The 18,245-nt window shown below is 54.0% G+C and carries 15 protein-coding genes; 2 read left to right on the forward strand and 13 right to left on the reverse strand.

Annotation, left to right across the window (positions count from 1 at the left end; genetic code table 11):
* Positions 1-34: 34 nt before the first annotated feature.
* The gene (locus tag ACTHPM_RS15300) at positions 35-2,389 is read right to left on the reverse strand and encodes a YhgE/Pip family protein (protein WP_440395511.1); all 2,355 of its coding nucleotides are present in this window, start codon (positions 2,387-2,389) and stop codon (positions 35-37) included.
* Positions 2,390-2,546: 157 nt separating this feature from the next.
* The gene (locus tag ACTHPM_RS15305) at positions 2,547-3,140 is read right to left on the reverse strand and encodes a TetR/AcrR family transcriptional regulator (protein ID WP_440395510.1); all 594 of its coding nucleotides are present in this window, start codon (positions 3,138-3,140) and stop codon (positions 2,547-2,549) included.
* A gap of 251 nt (positions 3,141-3,391) precedes the next feature.
* Here ACTHPM_RS15305 and ACTHPM_RS15310 point away from each other — a divergent pair, with 251 nt between their 5' ends.
* Positions 3,392-4,549, forward strand: coding sequence for an MGDG synthase family glycosyltransferase (locus tag ACTHPM_RS15310; protein WP_440395509.1), 1,158 nt, complete (start codon positions 3,392-3,394; stop codon positions 4,547-4,549).
* 34 nt (positions 4,550-4,583) lie between these two features.
* Here the strand turns inward: ACTHPM_RS15310 and ACTHPM_RS15315 are convergent, their stop codons facing one another.
* From ACTHPM_RS15315 to ACTHPM_RS15335, 5 genes are all read right to left on the reverse strand, one after another.
* Positions 4,584-5,072 (reverse strand): ferritin-like domain-containing protein, encoded by a 489-nt coding sequence (locus ACTHPM_RS15315; protein ID WP_440395508.1) that lies wholly within the window; start codon positions 5,070-5,072, stop codon positions 4,584-4,586.
* A gap of 84 nt (positions 5,073-5,156) precedes the next feature.
* Positions 5,157-5,840: a metal-dependent hydrolase gene (locus tag ACTHPM_RS15320; protein WP_440396228.1), complete on the reverse strand. Its 684-nt coding sequence runs from the start codon at positions 5,838-5,840 to the stop codon at positions 5,157-5,159.
* 110 nt (positions 5,841-5,950) lie between these two features.
* A complete protein-coding gene (locus ACTHPM_RS15325; protein WP_440395507.1) occupies positions 5,951-6,820 on the reverse strand; it encodes a cell wall hydrolase in 870 nt (289 codons plus the stop codon).
* A 260-nt stretch (positions 6,821-7,080) separates the two neighbouring features.
* On the reverse strand, positions 7,081-7,683 hold the full coding sequence (gene thpR, locus ACTHPM_RS15330; RefSeq protein WP_440395506.1) for an RNA 2',3'-cyclic phosphodiesterase: 603 nt from the start codon (positions 7,681-7,683) through the stop codon (positions 7,081-7,083).
* A gap of 156 nt (positions 7,684-7,839) precedes the next feature.
* A complete protein-coding gene (locus ACTHPM_RS15335; RefSeq protein ID WP_440396227.1) occupies positions 7,840-9,552 on the reverse strand; it encodes an ABC transporter ATP-binding protein in 1,713 nt (570 codons plus the stop codon).
* 262 nt (positions 9,553-9,814) lie between these two features.
* Between ACTHPM_RS15335 and ACTHPM_RS15340 the strand changes: the two genes are divergently transcribed.
* A complete protein-coding gene (locus ACTHPM_RS15340) occupies positions 9,815-10,786 on the forward strand; it encodes a D-2-hydroxyacid dehydrogenase (protein WP_440395505.1) in 972 nt (323 codons plus the stop codon).
* Positions 10,787-10,850: 64 nt separating this feature from the next.
* Here the strand turns inward: ACTHPM_RS15340 and ACTHPM_RS15345 are convergent, their stop codons facing one another.
* From ACTHPM_RS15345 to ACTHPM_RS15370, 6 genes are all read right to left on the reverse strand, one after another.
* Positions 10,851-11,810 (reverse strand): TRM11 family SAM-dependent methyltransferase, encoded by a 960-nt coding sequence (locus ACTHPM_RS15345; protein ID WP_440421596.1) that lies wholly within the window; start codon positions 11,808-11,810, stop codon positions 10,851-10,853.
* Between the two features lie 72 nt (positions 11,811-11,882).
* The gene (locus ACTHPM_RS15350) at positions 11,883-12,821 is read right to left on the reverse strand and encodes an MsnO8 family LLM class oxidoreductase (protein ID WP_440395503.1); all 939 of its coding nucleotides are present in this window, start codon (positions 12,819-12,821) and stop codon (positions 11,883-11,885) included.
* A gap of 71 nt (positions 12,822-12,892) precedes the next feature.
* The gene (locus tag ACTHPM_RS15355; protein WP_440395502.1) at positions 12,893-14,302 is read right to left on the reverse strand and encodes a deoxyguanosinetriphosphate triphosphohydrolase family protein; all 1,410 of its coding nucleotides are present in this window, start codon (positions 14,300-14,302) and stop codon (positions 12,893-12,895) included.
* Between the two features lie 290 nt (positions 14,303-14,592).
* Positions 14,593-15,786, reverse strand: coding sequence for an anti sigma factor C-terminal domain-containing protein (locus ACTHPM_RS15360; protein ID WP_440395501.1), 1,194 nt, complete (start codon positions 15,784-15,786; stop codon positions 14,593-14,595).
* Positions 15,776-16,288: a sigma-70 family RNA polymerase sigma factor gene (locus ACTHPM_RS15365; RefSeq protein ID WP_440395500.1), complete on the reverse strand. Its 513-nt coding sequence runs from the start codon at positions 16,286-16,288 to the stop codon at positions 15,776-15,778. Before ACTHPM_RS15365 ends, ACTHPM_RS15360 begins: the two co-directional genes overlap by 11 nt.
* A 246-nt stretch (positions 16,289-16,534) precedes the next feature.
* Positions 16,535-18,196 (reverse strand): glycerol-3-phosphate dehydrogenase/oxidase, encoded by a 1,662-nt coding sequence (locus ACTHPM_RS15370; protein ID WP_440395499.1) that lies wholly within the window; start codon positions 18,194-18,196, stop codon positions 16,535-16,537.
* Positions 18,197-18,245 lie beyond the last annotated feature (49 nt).

Consider the following 18,245-nt stretch of genomic DNA (forward strand, 5'->3'; position numbering starts at 1 on the left):
TATGGCCCGGGGCAACCCTTTTTCTTCCTATCCGTTATACCGTAGCGGAAGGTGTTTGCTGCTCTTCAAGAATACCTTTATGCGACTTCATGGAGAAGTACGCGAACGTCAGGCCCAAGAATACGATTCCCACAGCGCCGAGCACGGCGGCTTGCTGCCACATCAGCGTGTAATCGCCTGTCGAGACGACCGCCTTGAAGCCTTTGACGCTGTAGGTCATCGGCAGAAGTGGATTCAGCGCCTTCATCCAGTCCGGAATCAGCTCCAGCGGGAAGGTGCCTGCGCTCGTTGTCAGTTGGAAGATCAGGAGCACGATGACGACAAAGCGTCCCGGCTGATCCAGCCATGTGACGAATGCCTGAATCATAAACATGAACGACAAGCTGGTAATAAAGGTAAAGAGGTAGAACAGCGGTACGCTTTGCACGTCCAGCTTCAATCCATACAGCAGGATGAGGGCCGACAGCAAAGATTGCAGCACGCTCATCAGCACGAACGTGATGGTCCGGCTGATAAACCGGTTGAAGCCGGAAGCTCCAAGAACGGATGTATCGCGCATCGGAATCACGATTGTGGAAATCAGTGCGCCTACGAACAATCCCAGCGACAGGAAGTACGGCGCGAAGCCGGTTCCGTAGTTCGGCACTTTAGAGAACTTCTTCTCTTCGATCTGCACGGGCTCCGCGAACATTTTGAAGTTCTCGTCCCCCGCCTTCACTTCGCCGGTTTTCTCAGCTGCTTCATTCAGCTTGGAAGCCAGCTCCGTGGAACCGTCCTTCAGTTGGCCAAGACCCTCGGTCAATTGACCGGCGCCGTTGTCCAGCTGCTTCGAGCCGGAGGCAAGAGTCGTTACGCCGCTGCCAAGCTGGCTCATGCCGCCCTGCAGCTTGCCGCTGCCGTCGGCGATTTGGGCTGCGCCGCTCGCAAGCTGCTTGCTGCCGTTCGCCGCTTCGGCCAGCTTCGTGCCGAACAGCTTCATGCCTTCTTCAAGCTTGGATTCTCCTGCTTCAAGCTTGGTTGCACCCTGCACCAGCTGCTGCTGGCCCTGATGCAGCTGATCCACGCCGGCTGTCAGCTGCCCAGCACCCTCGCTGAGCTGTGCGGCTCCGCCGGACAGCTGCTGCAGGCCGTCATGCAGGCTGGAAGCCCCGCCGGACAGCTGCTGCTGCGATTGATGCAGCTGCGATGCGCCCTCGCTGAGCTGCTGCTGGCCTTGATGCAGCTGTGCGCTGCCTTGGGCTACCGCCTGGCTTGCCGCAATCAGCTTTTGCACAGCTGGATTTTGCGCGAGCTCAGGACTTGCCTGGGCTAGCTGCTGCAATCCCTGTGCCACGCTCTGGGCTCCCGATGCAACCTGTGCCCCGCCGGCTTCGGCGGCTTTCATGCTTTCAGCCAGCTTGGCGCTGCCAGCCTCGGACTGCTTCAGGCCATCCTGCAGCTTTCCGCTGCCATCCAGCGTTGCGCCGAGGCCCGCCTGCAGCTTCCCGCTGCCGTCCACCGCCGTTTGCAGCCCTGCTTTCAGCTTGGCGCTGCCCGCTTCGGACGCGGTTAATCCGTCCTTCAATTGCGTGGCGCCTTGGTGCGCTGACACAACGCCATCTTCAAGCTGCTTATGGGCCGAGCTCAGCTGATCCAATCCGCCGGCCAGCGTCTGCGAGCCTTCTTTCAGGCTCAAGGCACCTTTTTGCAAGTCACCGGCGCCGCTCGAAAGCGGCTCAATGCCCTCCTGCAGCTTCACGGTGCCTGCCACCATTTTGCCCAGGTTCTCCTTCAGCTTCGCAGCTCCCTCATCCAGCTTGACTGCACCGCCTGCAATGTCGGATGCCCCGTTACCTGCTTCGCCCAGACCGCTCGATACGGTCTTGATTTGCTCAAACAGCGTTTTGGAGTAGGCTTCCGTCACCTGTTCCGAAACCTTCGCCCGGATTTCCTTTACGGCTGTTCCGCCGATCTGGGAAGCCAGGAAGTTATAGCCCTCGTTCGGCTCAAACACGATTTCGGAAGGCTGAGGATGCTCATCCAGCACCGTTGCCGCTTTGGACGAAAAATCCTCCGGAATCACGATCGTCATATAATATTCGTTATCCTTCATGCCCTGCTCGGCTTCTTCCTTGCTTACGAACGTCCATTTAAAATCGTCGCTCTTCTTCAGCTCTTCCACGAGCTCCTCGCCAACCTGCAGCGACTGGTCTCCGTATACCGCGCCGGTATCCTTGTTCACAACCGCTACCGGCAGCTGATCCATCTTGCCGTACGGATCCCAAAAGGCGGTCAGAAATAATCCGGCATACATGACCGGAATACAGAGCACGGCCACCATGGAGATAAGCAGCTTCCGGTTGCGGACCGTCGCAGCCATATCCTTAACAAATACAGATAATGACCTCATGAAATGTTTCTCTCCTTATCATCTCTATTCAATCTTTCAGTACTACTTGACCATTTTAATCATTTGGTCAATTCGAGGCCGATAAAAACTTCCTTTTCCGGCGGCCGGTAATCGGCTGCACGTACTTGGAAGCATGATCTGCCTGCTATTCTAATGTTTAGGCTGCACCTTCGGGCAGATTCGCGAGTCCATCCGCCAAGAATAACCGGATATAATGATGGATTTCCTCTTTGCCGAGTGGCTCCCGGATCTGATTGAAATCCGAAGTCAACGCAATGTACAGCTTGAACATCACGAGGGCGACCACTTGCGGATCGCATGGCTTAATCTCGCCTTGGCCCAGCGCGTAGGCGATCTCCATCTCCAAATAATCCAAAATAACACGCTCGATTTTGGAAAGTCCCTCCCGGGCTTTCAGCGTTCCCACATCCCGCACTTCCTGGGACAGCTTGATGAACAGTTCATGCTCATCCCGGAACTCCAGCAGTGCATCCAGAACCCTGTACAGGTTCTCGAAAAAATGATGCTCCCGTTTGATTTTGCTCTCTGCCAATGCCTTCATTTCCACAATGACGCTGTACAGAATTTCATCGAAAAGCACTTCCTTATTCGTGAAAAACGTATAGATCGTCCCTTTGCCCACATTCGCAATTTTTGCCACCTGATCCATCGTCGTTGCCTTATATCCAAACAGGGCAAAAGATTGCGCTGCCGCTTGAAGGATTTGCTTTCGACGATCCACCGCAGGCATATCCTTCCCCTCCTTTCCTTCCGCATCCAAATCCCTTATACATGATATGACCGATTTCCCAATCCGGTCATATGGTCAATTCATACTTTATCACGTTCCTGTTTGGCTGGCAACCCCTCCCAGACGCTTTTTTCAGAATCTTTTCTTTTCATTTCATTTTACTTCTTATTTCGGCTTGGATCCCAAACATCCGCTGATGGATTTTTACCTACTCCTCCTGTAAGATAGAGGAAGGAAAAGTGGGTGAAAACATGCAGAAAAAAAGAGTGCTGCTGCTGTCCGAGGGTTTCGGCACCGGCCATACCCAAGCAGCATACGCACTGGCGGCCGGGATGAAGAGGCTCGACCCCCATCTGCAGTGCCGCGTCATCGAGCTCGGCAAATTTTTAAATCCGACGATGGGTCCCTTAATCCTGTCGGCATACCGCAAAACGGTTAGCAGCAGCCCCAAGCTGGTCGGTATGCTCTACCGCAAGCAGTACGATAAATCGCTTAACCGACTGGCCAAGCTCGCCCTGCACCGGATTTTTTACACGCAGGCGGCCCAAGTCGTTAAACAACTGAAACCGGATCTGATCGTATGTACGCATCCTTTTCCCAACGCCGTCATCTCCCGTCTGAAAAGGCAGGGAATTCAAGTCCCCCTGGTTACGCTCGTAACCGATTATGATGTCCATGCGACATGGGTCAATAAGGAAGTTAACCAATATCTCGTTTCAACACCGCGGGTCAAAGGCTTGCTGCTCCGCCGGAACGTGCCGGCTTCATCCATTCAGGTGACGGGTATTCCCGTTCATCCGAGCTTCTGGGAACAAGCCGACAAAGAGCTGCTCAGGGCGGAGCTTGGACTGAAACGCATGCCGACCATACTGATCATGAGCGGAGGCTGGGGCGTTTCCTTCAATAAAGAGATGATCCATCTGCTGATCTCCTGGGCGGATCAGATCCAGTTGGTCTTCTGTACCGGCAGCAACGAGAAGGTCCTGCAGAAGATGAACAACAGCCCGCTGTTCGCTCACCCGCATATACATCTGCTCGGCTATACGAAGGATATTCATAAATGGATGGACGTCTCAGACCTGCTCATTACGAAGCCCGGAGGCATGACCTGCACGGAAGGGCTCGCCAAAGGCATCCCCATGCTGTTTTATGAGGTAATTCCAGGCCAGGAAGAAGAGAACGGACAATATTTCGTAGGGCTTGGGAGCGCGGAAATGATTCATTCCCCTGCGGTTCTGCACCGCTGGCATCATCGTTTGGTTCATGAATACAGGCAAGTGGAAGACAGCAGGCTTAAGTCTGCAGCCGGGCGAGGGTCAGGTAAAGGTCCCTCATACTGCGCCCGGCAGGTGCTTGAACTGCTGTACCGGAACGATCCCCGTTCTTCAGCTTGGCATAATCCCTCGTGAAATCTATGACTCTTCACGTCAAAACAGCTTCCTCCTATACAGGGGGAAGCTGTTTTTTGATTACGCCGATAAGGCCTTTGCCCTGGGTGGTATTCCCATTCTCCAGCAGATAGCTGCTGTACAGAAACTGCTGCCGGGCTGCCCAGCGGTTCTCTCCATTCAAGGCATTCTGCAGAATCTGGCGAAGCGCGGGATCCTGCGTACCTTGGAGCAGCCCTGCATAAAGGTCGGCCGCATCGAGCGAATCCATGATGGATGCTTTAAGACCCGACACATAATCCCAAGGCGGCTCCACTTTGCTGAATACCGGATAACAGGCCGTCAAATGGTGATACTGGCGCGCCCAATTCGCGAGACGCTCCTTCTGCTTCACCTCTACCATTCTGACAAAGTGCAACCGATGCTCCGGGGGCGCCAGCTGCATGAGGCGCTGGGCATAGACCATGGAACGGTACTCCGCCTGAATGATGTGCTGAAGCTCATGAACCGCGATGGGAACGATGCCGCTATTCCGGTACTCCATCTTTGGCTCACACCTTTCCGTAGGCTTATTCCATACCCAATATATGCCCGGATAAGAAGGTGGTGAATGTCCGCCGCACGAACCTTAAATTTCGAAGCTTTCGCCTGGCTTCAGCGGGTACCCCTTAATGCCTTCCTGGCTAAGCCGCTCGCAGAATAGTTTCCCATCCTGGTGGATGCCAGGGAAAGTATCGTAATGTACCGGCAGAACCTTTTCCGCCCGCAGCCATTTTGCCGCCAGCAGCGCATCCTCTGGTCCCATGGTCAATGCATCGCCGATCGGAAGCGCAGCCGCATCGATCTGGTTCATTTCGCCAATCAGGCGCATGTCGCCGAACAATCCGGTATCTCCGGCATGGAAAAACGTCTGGTCTCCCATCGTCAGCAGAATGCCGCCGGGCTCGCCTCCATAAATCCAGGTGTCTCCAACGGAAATGGAGGAGCTATGGAAAGCCAGCGTGTATTTAACCTTGAAGCCGTCAAAAGACTGGCTGCCTCCGATGTTCATCCCGTACGTTTGAACGCCTTGGCTGCGGCAGTACTCCGCCAGCTCGTATACGGCTATGATCGGGCAGTCGTTGGCCTTGGCAATTTCAATGCAGTCTCCAAAATGATCGGCGTGTCCATGCGTCAACAGCACGGCATCCACATGAATATCCCCAGGTGAAATCCCTGAAGACGGATTCCCCGTCAGGAACGGATCGATAATAACGCTTCTGTCCCCTGCGGAAACCAGCACGCAAGAATGTCCATAATACGTAATTTTCATCATGAAGTACCTCCCTACAATAAATGAACCAAACATGAAATGAACCAAACATGACTCAGATGGATTCATGATTGCCGGAACAACCTGTTTCTATCCTATCGTATTGGCATTTATTTGTAAAAAGAGTGGTTTCCAATCCGCTTCTCGAATGTACGCGTGTGATGTACCGTCAGATCATCGGCCAGCTTCAGCGATAGAAAATAATACGTATCATCCGCCACTGCCTTTTTGCCGTTCAGCGCTTCATTGGCAGCATGAATACTATCCTGGTTCGGCTTTACGCGATCAAAGCGTCCATTAGCCACCGGACTGAACTGATATTTTTGATATATGACCTTTTTAATCGTATTGGGAAAATTGGCTGACCGCAGGCGGTTCAAGACAACATTCGCTACAGCGACTTTGCCTTGGTACGGTTCACCTTCTGCTTCTGCCATGACAATGCGCTGCAGCAGGAGCACATCCTCAGCGGAAACATTGTACTGCCAGGTCGATTGCGCCTGTTCCGATGGACTTAGCAGTTTGGTCCGGCTGAAGAATAATTTTTTAGGGGGAGTCAGCTGAGGATTCAGCACTTTCTGATGAGAAGCCTCCACTTTTGCCGCCTGTGGTTGTTTGGCATGCACTGATTCAACCGCAAGCTTCGTCTTGGCCTGGGACGATTTCTCAGGAAGACTTTCAATAAAGATAGACTTAGATTTATTCTTCCACGCATTCAAATTATTTACATTTTGAAGGCGCAAGGGCAATTTGAAATGAACGGGCTGCGACGACGCTGCCAGCTGTATATTTGTCTTTTTGACAGGTACAACCTCGGTGCTGCCAAGAGCAATGGAGTCGTAATGACTCAAATTCATGCTGCTTTTATTCTGCAATTTATGGGCCTGTTCATTTTGAAGAAGCAAACAAATCGCAGAGAAACACACTAGAAGAACTCCGATTAGCAAAGCCATCCAGCGGTTTTGTCGTAGAGTGTACATATTTCTCCTCCTATATTCCGGCACATTCCCTTCTTATGTAACCGAAAATAAAGGTTTTGAAAACCTAAACCCACATTTTCAGTGACTTGCTGCATCCGCGAATACGAGAAAACGGAAAAACATGAGTACTTTTTGACAACACCAAGCTTCGTAACGGCACAATTTTACGGTTCACAGGATACGGCTAAAGGGAAAAGCTTATTGTTTTATGTGCAGGAATGTAATATATGACTAAAATAAGGCTTGAATATTTCAATCTCTTAATCTCCCATCCGGAAGGTCTCTAGTATCTCATACATTGGAGAATCGTGCAAATGCGTGGAAAAAAGTACAAATTCGCTCACAGTCCATAAGTCCTCCCTGTTTTCTTGTGCTGAGGACGCTGTTTGCGGAAGAAGCGGCGGGATTCCGTTCAGCTGAAAAGCCTCTTTTCCCGCGTATTTCCGGGCGATTGTCACATGCGGGCGATACGGCCTTGACTCTTTCACAAATCCGAATTCCTCCATGGCTGTGGTCACGTTTTCCTGCAGTCTGGAGAGCATCTGATTTTGGTCAATTACTCCAGCCCAAAGTACCCTTGGGGAAGTCTCCGAGCCAAAAGTACCTGAATTTCCAAACTTCAGAACAAATGGGGGGAATTGGCGCGCTGTTTCCTGCAGCTTCTTCGCCAAGGAGGGCACCTGAGACGGAGACACATCACCCAAAAACTGGAGGGTTATATGATAATCTTCCTTGTGAGTCCATTTTTTGAAAAAAAGCTCATGCTGCTGCTCGTCCCTCCACATCGCCAGTCTTGTCTTCAAATGCGGGGGCAGCGGGATTGCAATGAACAGGCGCAGCTGCTCCTTTATTGGCATATTCATGTCCTTTGGGCTCCTTTCCAGAACTTTTCCTTCTATATAATACCGTCAATATATACCGTCATTTTATCATATCCCAAAATGGCCTTGCTCCTCCAAAAAACAATAAAAAAAGATCCCCCGGTCATTCCGGGGTATCCTTGAGGCTTGCTTCAAATATTATCCAAACTGAGCCTTGTGCAGCCTGGCATAGACGCCTCCGCTTTGCAGGAGGTCTTCATGACGCCCATGCTCGGCAATGCCTTCCTCCGTGACGACGACGATCCGGTCCGCATTGCGGATGGTAGCGAGCCGATGCGCGATGACAAGCGTGGTCCGGTTAACCGCCAACGTTTCCAGCGCTTCCTGGATGATGGCCTCCGTTTCGGTGTCGAGAGCGGAAGTCGCCTCGTCCAAAATCAAAATCGGCGGATTTTTGAGGAACATGCGCGCAATGGCCAGGCGCTGGCGCTGCCCGCCGGACAGCTTCAGCCCCCGCTCCCCGATAACGGTGTCCAGGCCCTCCGGCAGCGAAGCGACCAGCGATTCGAGGTGAGCCTTCCGCACCGCTTCCAGCAGCTCGGCTTCGCCCGCGTTCAAATCGCCGTAGGCGATGTTCTCGCGGATCGTCCCGCTGAAGAGAAAGACGTCCTGCTGCACCATCCCGATCTGTGAGCGCAGCGAATGCTGGGTCATCTCGCGGATATCGATGCCGTCGATCGTAATGCTGCCTTCCTCCACATCGTAAAAACGCGGAATCAGGCTGCACAGGGTCGATTTGCCCGCACCGGATGGGCCTACCAAGGCCACCGTTTCGCCGGCTTGGACGCTTAGACTGATATGCTCGAGAATCCGTCTATGGTTTTCGTAGCCGAACGATACATTACGGAATTCAATATCGCCCCGCAGCTGCTGCACTTCCACCGCATCCTGCTGATCCTTGATTTCCGGCTCGGTGTCCATCAGATCGCAAAAGCGCTTGAAGCCCGCCATCCCTTTCGGGTAGCTTTCTATTAACGCGTTGATTTTGTCGATCGGCTTCAGGAAAATGTTGACGTAGAGCAGGAACGCGACGAGCTCGCCGTAACTCAGCTTGTTTTGATACGCAAACCAGGCGCCGCAGATGAGCACGATGAGCGAAATCAGCCGCGTCAGCATGTACATGCCCGATACGCTGAACGACATCGCCAGATACGAGCGCAGCTTGGCCAAGCGGAAACCGGCATTGCTGACGCGGAAGCGTTCGATTTCGTATTCCTCGTTGCCGAAGGATTTTACCACACGGATGCCGGATACACTGTCTTCTACGCCTGCATTCAGCTCCGCGATGTTGCGGAACATTTCCGAGGAAGCGTGGTTCAGCTTCTGATTGAAAAAGACGATCAGCCACACGATAAACGGCATGATGACAAAGGTGATCAAGGCCAGCTGCCAATTGACCGTCCACATGATGCAGAACGCGCCGACAAAGGTCATGACGGCAATGAACATATCCTCCGGTCCGTGGTGGGCCATTTCCCCGATATCGAACAGATCATTGGTCATGCGCGACATCAGATGCCCGGTCTTCGTGTTGTCAAAATACTTGAATGACAGCTTCTGCACATGATTAAACGCCTGCTGGCGCATATCCGACTCGATATTGATGCCGAGCTTATGCCCCCAGTAGCTGACGATGAACTGCAGGCCCATACTGATCAAATAGAGTGCGAGCAGGCCGCAGCCTGCCGCGATGATCGTTCCCCAAGCCCCTTCCGGCAGCAGCCTGTCCACCACCCACTGCACGGCCACCGGGAAACCCAGCTCCAGCAATCCCGCGATGACCGCACAGCCGAAGTCGATCATAAACAGTTTCTTGTGCGGACGGTAGTATGCCATAAACCTTCGGATCAGACCCGGCTGACCCGGGGTCTTTCCTGATGCATTGTGTATCATACGCTTTTTAGTCCTCCAACAGATGTATAGTACCCTGATTATAGCGTATACCGCCGAGCTGGAGACAAGCCTTTTCCCAAAAAGAAACCCTAATATAGGCTGGGTTCAAGTGTATGGACCAAAGTCCATGATTCAGCTTCGTTTCACTCCGGGTTTGAATCTGGTATTCTAGTTTATAAAATGAAATAACAAATACATACCGAAGCGAGGAGGCTTAAGCATGAAACAAATCGTATGTCTTCATTCCTTGACGCCGGAACAGATCGAGCAAATCAAACAGGCTGCCCCCGGATTTGAACTCATCGTAAAAAATAAAAGGGAACTGACGGCCGAGCAGGTGAAGGCCGCCGATATCCTGATCGGATGGTCGAAAACGATCGCCGATGACGTGCTGCAGGGGGACAGCCATTTGAAGTGGCTGCAAACCTGGTCGGCGGGCGTAGACACGCTGCCCCTGGATCGACTGAAGGAGCGGGGCGTCCTGCTGACCAGCGCCAGCGGGGTGCATGCGGTTCCGATATCGGAAAGCATCTTTGCCATGATGCTCTCCTTCTCGCGCCAAATGCATATAGCCGTCCGCCATCAGCTGCAAAAGAAATGGGATTCCGACCTGAAGGCACCGGGGCACAGCACGCTTGGCGAGCTGAACGGCAAGACGCTCGCGATCGTCGGCGTCGGAGAAATCGGCAGGGAGACGGCAAGACTGGCCAAAGCCTTCGGCATGCAGGTGATCGGGGTCCGCCGTTCGGAGCAACCTGAACCGCATGTGGACCGTATGTACACGATGGAGGGGCTGCATGAAGCCCTCGGCCAGGCGGATTACATCGTGAACGTGCTGCCGCTGACGGACGAAACGCGCCACATGTTTGACGCCGCCGCCTGGAACGCGGCAAGGCAAGGCGCCTTCTTCATCAACGCCGGACGCGGGCCGACCGTCGATACCGCTTCGCTGATCGATGCGCTACGCAGCGGACACATCGGCGGCGCCGGCTTGGACGTATTTGAGCAGGAGCCGCTTCCGGCGGACAACCCGCTCTGGGAGATGGAGCAGGTCATTATTACCCCGCATGTCGCCGGAACCAACGAGCGCTATGCAGAGCGTGTCGTGGATATTTTCACGGAGAACGTCAAAGCATACGCCGAAGGAAATACGATGCCGCGCAATCTGGTCGATTATGAACGCATGTATTGATTCAGGAGATATATCAATGCCAAAACCCCGGCCTCTCTCAGGAGAAACCGGGGTTTTGACTATCCTATGTCGCTTCGCACAGCCACACATGCCGAACAAAGCTCCCTTTCCTTATTGTGCACTCGTCCGAGATACGGTAACCGGCAAGCCTAATTCGCTCCCGCACCTCTTCCTCCGTTGAAACGACCACGGCCCGCGGCGCCAGCCGGTACAGGCTGGATAACATGCGCTCCTGTTCCTCCGCGGGCAGTACCGAGCAAAGATTATAGGGCATGTCCACCATGGCCGCGTCAAAATGTCCTTGCAGCTCGTTCATGTCTCCCAGCGTCACCAGCTCGGCCTTATAGCCGTAATGCAGCAGATTCGTTCTGGCCCCGCGGATCGCGAGCGGGTTGATATCCCTTCCGCGGATGTCCAATCCCATCGACAAGGCTTCGATCAGCACATTGCCCATCCCGCAGCAGGGATCCACGGCCCGTACGCCGTGAACAACCGGTGCCATCACATTGACCAGCGCTCTGGCGGCCTTGGCACTCAGCCCGGTGGAGTAGTTTTGCGGTTTATGAATATGCGCATGCCATGCCCGCTCGGGGAAGCGGCAAATGCCGAGCATCCAGGTCCCTTGGACCGCTATCAGTCCGAGCGTCATGCCTGGCTTCTTCATCTCTCTCCGGCCCGGAATCCGGCTTCCGACCACACGTTCGAACGCCCGCTGCTCCTCATAGGTATACGAATCGCCGGACTTGATGAAGACAACCTTGAACGAATGCCCGCTTACGATTGCTTCCATGGTGCCAGCCTGATCCGCCAGTTCTTCCACGGAGCGCGCCACCATCCGGATATCCATGCGCAAGGTCATGAACGGACTCCGGTCCGGTTCGATCTGCCGGGAGCTGAGCAATAACGATTCCCTTTCGTACAGCACGCTTCCGCCAAACAACGCGCGCATTTCCATCCCGCAAAGCTCCGCTTCCGTTTCATGGCTGTTATACGAGTACAAGTAAACCTGCTTATGATCTGCCACACGTTGTACCATTTCCTCTATCATTCCTGGCTTGTTCCTTCCCTGGCGCGGTATAGCTCGCTGGATCTCATCTTATGCCAGACAGCGGGCGGCAAGCAGACGGTAAGAGTCCAGTCGCTTCTTATAATCCTGAATCGGCGTGAACACGAGAAACTCCGCGCTGCCGCAGTGCGCGGCAAGCTGCATCAGCCCGCTCAGCACCTGCTCCGGCGTACCGCATAACAGCCGGTTTTGGGCTTCGGCTGATTTCTGTTCCTGCCCGCTCCGCTCCGGCCCTGGCAGCTTCGCCTCCCGCAGCAGCTGCTTCGCTTCTTGCTCCGTTTCCGCGCAAATAACGCCGATCGCTACCACCGTACGCGGCCTGGAAGACAGACGGGAAGGCTGAAAGCCTTCCCTGTATGTTGCCAACACCTCGGCTCCGTCACGCTCGCTCATGAACTGACCAAACGCATATCCCGTCCCATACTCCGCCGCGAAGCCGGCGCTTTTGTTGTTCGTGCCCAGCATCCATACATCCGGCTCGGTTTCCGGGAAGGGCCTCGCCTGCACCCGCTGATCCTCGTATTCATAGCGGTCCTCCAGCAGCTTGATCAAGGCCCGCATCTTTTTCGGCATGTCGGCGACGTTCTGCAGGAAATTACCGCTCAGCGCCATGGAGGCGTGTGCCGATCCACCCGGCGCGCGGCCGATGCCGAGATCGATGCGCCCCGGATACAAAGCAGCCAGCAGGCGGAAGGTTTCCGCCACCTTCAGCGGGCTGTAGTGAGGCAGAAGCAGGGCGCCTGTCCCAAGCCGAATCCGCTCCGTTTTGGCGCCGATATGGGCGAGCAGCACCTCCGGCGAGGCGCAGGACAGATTCTCCAGATCATGATGCTCGGCCGCCCAGTAACGCTTGTATCCCCATTGTTCGGCCGACTGCGCAAGGATCGTCGCCTCTTGAAGTGCAGCTTCATAGGAAACCCCATCTAATTTGGGCACCAGATCCAGCACGCTTAAGCTGAGTCTCGTCATGCCTTAAAACCTCCCTTTTTCGCACGAGCGGCATTTTTAGTCTGAATATGAAAGGAACAGACCATGGGATGTTAATCCAGATCGTATATGGACCCCACCTTGAGTCCGTACAATTCATTATAAATCTTTTCGGCAAAGGCGTCCGTCATTCCCGCGATGTAGTCGATCACCATGTGCTCCCAGGTCCAGATCGGATGGCCGCTGGCCTGATCCCTTTCGAATCGCTGCAGCCAGTCGGACGGAATGATGGATTTGGAAGCGACGGGGTCCAAAAAGGCGTCCCATAGATGCTTGATCATCCATTCGCTCCGTTTTTGCAGGCGCTGTACCCGCAGATCGCGGATCATGGTGACCCAGGCGAAGCTTTTCAGTACGCTGACCGTGCGCAGCATATCGAGATCCTCTTCATTGTCGCGGATGAACGTTACCTTCTTCCAGTCGCCGTCCGGGATGACCCCGAGATTGCTCACGAACAGATTAACCCAGAAAGCCTTGACCTCACGGCGCGTGCGCGAATAATCGTGCTCGCAGGTAGGCAGTTTGTCATTCCAGACCTGCAGGAAGGCCGTCATCACGTCCTCCACCTTAAGCCGGATGCGGTCCGCATCCCAGCCTTGCCAGAAAGAATCCTCCAGCGTCATGATTTTCTCGATGATCAGGCGGATGATGTAAGGATCATGCAGAAAATGCTCATGGACCTCGATTTTGCCTGCCTTGATCCCATCCTCCAAGTCATGTGCGGAGTAGGCAATGTCATCGCACAGATCCATGAGCTGGGATTCCAGTGTCCGTTTGCCGTCCGGAATGCCCCAATCCTTCCGGATCTCCGATATATAGCTCCATTCATGCTGGTAGAGCCCCTTTTTATTCACCGTTCCCGGAAAAGGATACTTGTTGATCCCGAGCAGGATCGCTTCGGACAAATTGAGCCCGTCCACGTTTTCCCGCTTTTCCAGAAACATGATCAGCCGAAAATTATGCGCGTTCCCTTCGAAATGCTCATATTTATGGCGCATGCGGGTCCGAACCTCTTGAATCTGCTCAGAGTTCATATAGAGCCCCTCTACCGCTTCCCGCGTCTTGTCCTTGATCAGTCGGTCCAATATGCCGTCAAGCACCTCTTCCCCTTTATGCCCAAAGGGCGGGTGGCCAAAATCATGGGCGATCGCCGCGCATTCCACCACCTCGGGATCGATGACAAGTCCCGGATTATCCGCCATTTCCTCCGTCACCTCGGGATGGGTCCTCACCAGGCTTTTCGCCGCTTCGCGGGCAATTTGAGCCACTTCGAGCGAATGCGTCAGACGCGTGCGGTAGTAATCTCCGGTTCCTGCGCCAAAAACCTGCGATTTGCCCTGCAGGCGGCGAAAGGTCGGCGAATGGATCAGTCTCGAGTAGTCCCGTTCATACGTCGCTCTGGACGCGTCCTGTCTGGTTTGTTCGGGGTACTGCCGGTGTTCTCTTTTTTCCTTGATATGCATATACAGCACTCCTTAACTCCAGTTTTTTATCATTATAAGACATTTTAAGCTCCGGCTGTACTTGGTAATTTGGCGATCGCGTGGCGCCTCTGCTATCCATTCTTGCCAGTCTGTGCGCGAAACTTCCGCTAATGGGGAATTGCTGTCGTTCAGCCTAGATGCACCCCTTCACGATATTTCCCAAAAACATAAAAAAACCGCTTCACAAACGTTCGGCCTGTGAAACGGTATGAATCAAATTCCTGATAAATTCATTTCCTGATGAATCGAATATCAATCGTATGTCTGAATCACTGCTCATCCTCCAAATTCCATAAGGCAACCCTTCCCACATGAATCGCCGATACGCTTGGGTCCTGCCTCAGCTTCAAGACTTCCTTCGTCGGCCCCGTTACGACCGCTCCATAAATCTTGACGCCATTTTTCTCCACATATTCCAGCGTGGCTTCCATATCAACCGAGGGAATCAGTCTCTTAGCCGCCCGTTTGTGCTGGGCCAGAATGCGGAGGGTGTCGATGAAATTTTTGTCGCGAATCTCGCCATCACCATATACATTGACCGCTGGATATGAAATAACGGAGGTCGTTTGAGTAACAAGTCCCTTTTTCTTGGAGGTCTTCTTCTCCTCGCCATCCCTTCCGCGGTGCCACACCGGGAGGGACGGGAATCCGACCGGGTTCATGATCATCCCGCCATAACGTTTGTTTGTCCCGGCCCCGTTGTCCACGGCAAACCAAACCGGATCAATTCTTTTGCCTGAGAACATGCTCAGAAATTCGTCCGTTGTGTACAGCTTCTTGTACGAGACATAGGCTTCCGCCACCGTTCCTTCCGGCAGCTTTTCCAGCTTCCTCCACTGGGAATCGCTATTCGCAGCCTGAAAGCCGGGATAAAAGAACACGCCGCTTGGTGGCGTTTCGTTCGCCGACCAGGAAATGTCCGACAGGCGCATCCATCCGAACAAAAACGACGCCGTCACCTCCCCAACCTCGACGGGCTCATCGCCGACACGCTTCACCATTTTACCGCTGGCTTTCATATTGAAATACATCCCTGTGCTGCCGCTTAGATGAACACCGGTATTCGGATAGCCGACGGCAATAGCCGACTCCACCACATCCTTGTTGACCTCCGTAAGGTCAGGACTCCCCTTGGAAAAATAAACCGCGCTGCCGATGGCGGATATAAAAGTAAACCAAATGAACAGGCTAAGCAGCGTCATCAATGTTCCGAACCGGAGTTTCCACCGGCCTCTTCGCAGCAGCCTTTTTTCGTTTCGATGCACCTGTTCCGCCGGATCGGACGGATTTCCGAACATCGGCTGTTTGGAATGTTCCTCTTCCGCCTCGTTCTCCAGCATCTCATCCAGATAGGCTTGGTAGGTCTCCATTTTCGCCAGCTCCCGCTCCACCTCCGCCCGTTCTTCCCCGGAGAGCTTGCCGTCTTTGTACGCCATCAGCTTCCGTTTGAAATCATCGCTCATCCTGGTATTCCTCCTCCCGGTTCTTCCGCAGCTGCTGCCTCGCCCGAAACAGCAAAATTTTAAAATGCGAGAGCGTGATTCCCATAATATCCGCGCTCTCCTGGTACGTAAATTGATGAAGATCATATAAAACGACGGCCTGCTTTTGCAGCTCGGGCAGCCTTCGTATCCACGCCATCAGCGTATTATGGTCTTCCTTTTGCAGGATCACCTGTTCAGGCTCTCCGCGAACATCCGCGGGCAGCCGATCGAAAACGCCGTCCGGCGACACCACGCTCCGCTTTTCCTTCCGCTTCATATCGATAAAGGCATGATAGGCCACGCGAAAGAGCCACGGCTTCACCTTCTCGTCCTTGTAATTTTCCAGGTGCACATAGGCACGGTAAAAGGTTTCCTGCACCAGATCCTCCGCGGCCGCATCATCACCGCAAAGGGTCCGCAAATATCGGTATACATCCGGCATATATTTCCGGTACACGCTTTCAAGTGTGCTGCGCTTCATCATTTAATCCCCTCATAACAACCACGTTCCAAACCATGAATAGTTACAGGATTTTGGAAAAATATTAAAAACCCTTGGCAAGAAAGCAAAAAAAACGGCCACCACCTCATTACATGAGGTCATGACCGCTGCTTTGTACAGGTAACACTAAAAAACAAAAATGCAAAACACTAAGCCCGCCATGAGCCGTGTTTTGCATTTTATGATCAACTTCGTCTCATTTTGCTAAATTTCGCGATCTGCCTTTTACTCGCGCACCGGAACGACGGCATCTGCCAGCGCCTTCTCCATTTCCGCCATGCTGCGCGTTTGCGCCTGCGGCCCCCAGCCGAGACGGCTGGAGATCATGTCAATGACAGGCTGCTTTACTTGGCGTGCCAGCTCGATGTTAAACAGGGTGACCCCGGTCCGGCGAGTCAGGAAATCCACAGGCGTTGCCACCATTTCTTCGTCCAGTGCATAGGCGAGCTGCCCGTACAACCCGAGCGGCAGCTTGAAGCGCTTGGCCTCATCCTTCCCCTCCGCCACCCGCTGATACACCTTCGGGGCATTGGTGCCGTACATTTTCGCCAGCCGGACAGCCTCCTCTTGGGAAAGACCCGCTTGTACACCTGCCTGAGCGGTTCGCTGCACAAAAGCCTCAAAAGATTTGGAGCCACCCACATCTCCACCGGAAATCGGCAGATGCTTGGTTTGGCATGGCTTGAAGGAACGCTGCCGCGCCTGGTTCAGCTTTTGGGCAAGCACGTCGACAATCGTCTCCGCCATCTTGCGGTATCCCGTCAGCTTGCCGCCGGCAATAGTCAGAAGACCGCTGTCCGACTCCCAGATCTCATCCTTGCGGGAAATCTCCGAAGGGTCCTTCCCTTCCTCATAGATGAGCGGACGGACGCCGGCCCAGCTCGATTCGATGTCCTTGTCCGTGATCTTCACGTCCGGGAACATGAAATTGATCGCCTTGATGATGTAGTCCCGGTCGCTGATCGTCATTTGCGGATGCACCGGGTCCTGGTCATAGAACGTATCCGTCGTGCCGACATAGGCCTTGCCGTCGCGCGGAATGGCGAACACCATCCGTTTATCGGGCGTATCGAAATACACCGCTTGATGCAGCGGGAACCGGGACTGGTCGATGACGAGGTGGACGCCTTTGGTGAGCCTCAGCGTCTTTCCTTTTTTGGAGTCATCCATTTCCCGGATTCGGTCCACCCATGGACCCGTGGAATTGACGACCTTCTCAGCCTTGATCTCATACGCGTCCCCGGTCAGGAAATCGCGTACGCTGGCCCCCTTAACCTGCTTGCGATCATCATAGGTCAAGCTTTCCACTTTCGTATAATTCAGCACCGTTGCCCCGTGTGCCACGGCCGCCTTCATGACTTCGATCGTCAGGCGCGCATCATCAGTGCGGTACTCGACGTAATAGCCTCCGCCTTTGAGACCGTCCTTTTTGATGAGCGGCTCCTTCTCAAGCGTCTGTCGGACGGAAAGCATGGATCGCCGCTCCCCCTTTTTCACGCCGGCCAGAAAATCATACACCCGCAGCCCGATAGACGTGCTGAATTTGCCGAAGGTGCCGCCCTTGTGCATCGGCAGCAGCATCCATTCCGGCGTAGTCACATGCGGCCCGTTCTCGTACACGATCGCCCGTTCCTTGCCGACCTCGGCCACCATGCCGACCTCGAACTGCTTCAGGTAGCGGAGCCCGCCATGCACCAGCTTGGTCGAACGACTGGAGGTGCCTGCGGCAAAGTCCTGCATTTCCACCAGCGCCACCTTCATGCCGCGCGTGGCCGCGTCGAGCGCGATGCCCGCTCCCGTGATCCCGCCGCCGATGATCAGAACGTCGAACGTTTCCTTGCTCAGTGCGCTTCTAATCTGTTCCCGTTTCATATTCGTGAAAGACATCGAATGCCCATCTCCTCTGCATGCACAAAAGGCCTTCAGGTTGCGCATG

Origin of the sequence: Paenibacillus sp. SAFN-054 (genome assembly GCF_051966755.1) — a bacterium.
Lineage (GTDB): Bacteria > Bacillota > Bacilli > Paenibacillales > Paenibacillaceae > Paenibacillus_AQ.

Bases quoted from the DNA above. Each gene is read 5' to 3' on its own strand.
- thpR (WP_440395506.1), bottom strand. From the start codon at position 7,683: ATGAATATGCCAATAAAGGAGCAGCTGCGCCTGTTCATTGCAATCCCG.
- ACTHPM_RS15305 (WP_440395510.1), bottom strand. From the start codon at position 3,140: ATGCCTGCGGTGGATCGTCGAAAGCAAATCCTTCAAGCGGCAGCGCAA.
- ACTHPM_RS15360 (WP_440395501.1), bottom strand. From the start codon at position 15,786: ATGAGCGATGATTTCAAACGGAAGCTGATGGCGTACAAAGACGGCAAG.
- ACTHPM_RS15355 (WP_440395502.1), bottom strand. From the start codon at position 14,302: ATGCATATCAAGGAAAAAAGAGAACACCGGCAGTACCCCGAACAAACC.
- ACTHPM_RS15310 (WP_440395509.1), top strand. From the start codon at position 3,392: ATGCAGAAAAAAAGAGTGCTGCTGCTGTCCGAGGGTTTCGGCACCGGC.
- ACTHPM_RS15365 (WP_440395500.1), bottom strand. From the start codon at position 16,288: ATGAAGCGCAGCACACTTGAAAGCGTGTACCGGAAATATATGCCGGAT.
- ACTHPM_RS15325 (WP_440395507.1), bottom strand. From the start codon at position 6,820: ATGTACACTCTACGACAAAACCGCTGGATGGCTTTGCTAATCGGAGTT.
- ACTHPM_RS15340 (WP_440395505.1), top strand. From the start codon at position 9,815: ATGAAACAAATCGTATGTCTTCATTCCTTGACGCCGGAACAGATCGAG.
- ACTHPM_RS15320 (WP_440396228.1), bottom strand. From the start codon at position 5,840: ATGAAAATTACGTATTATGGACATTCTTGCGTGCTGGTTTCCGCAGGG.
- ACTHPM_RS15300 (WP_440395511.1), bottom strand. From the start codon at position 2,389: ATGAGGTCATTATCTGTATTTGTTAAGGATATGGCTGCGACGGTCCGC.
- ACTHPM_RS15350 (WP_440395503.1), bottom strand. From the start codon at position 12,821: ATGACGAGACTCAGCTTAAGCGTGCTGGATCTGGTGCCCAAATTAGAT.
- ACTHPM_RS15315 (WP_440395508.1), bottom strand. From the start codon at position 5,072: ATGGAGTACCGGAATAGCGGCATCGTTCCCATCGCGGTTCATGAGCTT.
- ACTHPM_RS15370 (WP_440395499.1), bottom strand. From the start codon at position 18,196: ATGTCTTTCACGAATATGAAACGGGAACAGATTAGAAGCGCACTGAGC.